The sequence below is a fragment of the Chamaesiphon sp. OTE_20_metabat_361 genome, from assembly GCF_031364565.1.
Map to the genome: position 1 here is coordinate 1 of NZ_JANLWO010000152.1, position 2,624 is coordinate 2,624.

Annotated in this window: 3 protein-coding genes; 1 reads left to right on the forward strand and 2 read right to left on the reverse strand. The window is 46.1% G+C overall.

From position 1 onward, the window contains the following. Positions 1–246 (forward strand): fatty acid desaturase (locus RMO35_RS04220; RefSeq protein WP_309738769.1); only part of this gene is annotated, 246 nt, incomplete at its 5' end. A 72-nt stretch (positions 247–318) separates the two neighbouring features. On the opposite strand, the gene RMO35_RS04225 is transcribed toward RMO35_RS04220, so the two are convergent. After that, complete coding sequence (locus RMO35_RS04225; protein ID WP_309738770.1) at positions 319–1,557, reverse strand: FAD-dependent oxidoreductase; 1,239 nt, start codon at positions 1,555–1,557, stop codon at positions 319–321. 46 nt (positions 1,558–1,603) lie between these two features. Beyond that, positions 1,604–2,624: FAD-dependent oxidoreductase (locus tag RMO35_RS04230; protein WP_309738771.1), on the reverse strand; the 1,021-nt coding region annotated here is incomplete at its 5' end.

Here is a 2,624-nt window from a genome sequence, read left to right on the forward strand (position 1 = left end):
GACTACCCAGCGTGGGTTGAGTTTCTCTGCCATGACATCAATGTTCATGTACCGCATCACGTTTCCACTGCCATTCCTTCCTACCGCCTGCGTGAAGCCCATGCGATTATCAAGAGTCAATGGGGTGAATATATCAAAGAACGTAAGTTCACCTGGGAAATGATGAAAGATATTACCGATAAATGCCATCTCTATGAACAGAATGAATTTTATCAGACCTTTCGTGAGTTTGACGCTAATAATTAGGCTTTAGCTAAACTAAAATAACTAATAAGGTGGGCAAATGTCCACCTTATTTATTATTCACGATCGATTTAATCAATGGGATAGAACTAAGGCTGAACCGACCAGTTGAGCGACTCGAAAAGCAGAGGCGATCGCTCCTTCATGCAAGCCATCCCCCAGATAAGCTCCCGCATGGTAAGTATTATTCTCTCCATTAGTAGCAACTACTTCATCCCGATATCGAAAAGATTCAATGGTATACATTGGGGTATGGTGTTCCTCAGTGTGAATAATCCGATCGGGTGCAATTAACTCCTCTAGTTGGAACGATAAAAAATTATGCTGTGGCGTTGTGATCCCACAAAGCTGATTCAAGCAGCCATTATAGCCCCAGCGACCGTCTGGCTTTTGGAAGAAATCAAATTCTGAGGGTTGGGTAATACCATGACGGGCGTAGATGGAGGTATCTCGATGAACGATAGTCTTCGCATAGTTGGCTTTCCAGGCGGAAAATCGTCTAGTTTCAGCCTCCGTCGGGTCGGCTAATAACGCCATCACTCGGTCGGGGGGCGTAGCGAACACCACTTTATCGAACTCCTGAATTTCACCTGTAGAGCGCATGATTTTGACACCATCAGGACTTCGGACAATTCGATCGATCTCGACATTCAGCACGATCTCACCCTTAAATCGCTCCAGGATTTTTTCAATGTAAGTATAAACGCCACCCTTAACCCTGACCCAGTTGACCGCCAGATAGTCGCGCAAAGTAGGAATCGCCAACTCTGCTGGAAAATCATCAATCAGTTCAAATGGGATCGAATAGCTATACATCACCACCAGCTTCAGCCAAGTGTCGCGGATCTCAAAGCCGTTTAAGTATGCCGATAGCGGCCGATTGGCGAGATCTGGCAAGTTAGCAAATTGCGTTCTCAACCACAATCCAACGGAACGGGCATAGATGGCATCGAGGCGTAACTTTTCGATTAGCCCGTGGATACCTGCGAAGTTCTTTTCGATCGTTACTGCCGATAGAAAGTGACTGCCATCTTTGAGAAACATCGCCGAACCAATATTGACGGGTTCTACTTCCACATCTAGCTCTTGCATCAGCGCGATAAAGTTGTAAAACACAGTTGGAAATTCGAGCACTCCACCTTCCAATACCTCATCGCAAGCGGACTGATTGGGTTTGACGTTCTTGTTCAGTGTCCGAATGTGTCCGCCGAGGATGGGCTGTCGTTCAAACACGGTGACATGATGCCCCTGTTTATCGAGTAGATAGGCTGTAGCCATGCCACTGGCTCCACTTCCAATCACAGCGATTCTCATAGTTGACTCCTAAATTGATGAATGTAAGTAATGCGCGATCGTCTATTTAGTCGTCTAAAAACACGTCACCAGACAATCGTTGATACAGTATTGCCCCCGTCCAAACTGTGCCAGCAAAGCCTGGATAGCCAGATGAGGCATTGCAAAAATAGAACTGGTTGAGAGAAGTTTCGTGATTCAGTCGTCCTAGCCCCACATTGCGGGGGGTTAGAATGGAACCATAAGAATTCCCTTCTGGGCACCAGCAATAGCGTTCGTTGGTAGTCGGGCTGCCCGTAATATCGAAGACCAAATGCTGCCTGAAATTCGGTACATAGTGTTTTTCCACAACATCGAGGATCGAGTCTAAAATCTCTTGCTTTTTCTGCCTGTAAGCTTTGGGATCGCTCTCCCGCAATTGCTTAAAGTAGTCATAGTTAGCGACGGTGAGGAATTCGACAATCTGGCAATCCTCTGGGCAATCCCGACTCGCTGTTGTCATCAAAGTGGGTGTGGTGATGGCAAAACTTGGATTAGAAAAGTCATGACGATCGTACATTTGCGCGAAGGCTTCATTCAGATCTTCATGTCCTGTATGCGACAGATTCCACTTGCCAAACCCATAGTCGCGGAGGTCGAGATCTTTGACAACACAATACGCCATGTAGTTGGATGCCGAATATTCATAGTCGAGTTTTCGGCGCACCTTTTGGGAGAACTTTTCCTCACCAATCATCTTCGCGGCTCGTTGAGGATCGATATTGCAAATCACCGTATCGCCCGTAAATTCAGCGGTTTGATGGGTGGTGAGATCCATCGCCTCAACTCCCGTCACCGTTTTATCTGTGAGTCTAAAATTTGTGACTTCATGGTTTAGCAGTACTTCTCCTCCATGCGATTCGATGACTTTAACCAACGAATTAATTACATCTTCAAAATGCTGAGTTGGGTAAAATGCCCCTGCTTGATAGCCCCTGAATAATGCGACCCAAGCAAAGAAGGAGAGTTGATTTGGTGGTAGTAAAAAGTCCAGCCATTGTAAAGCTAAAAGGGTCTGTGCAGCTTGGGGAAGCTGGAATTTGTCAAAT

Excerpts from the sequence above, each read along its gene's own strand:
- RMO35_RS04225 (WP_309738770.1), bottom strand. The coding sequence starts at position 1,557 with ATGAGAATCGCTGTGATTGGAAGTGGAGCCAGTGGCATGGCTACAGCC.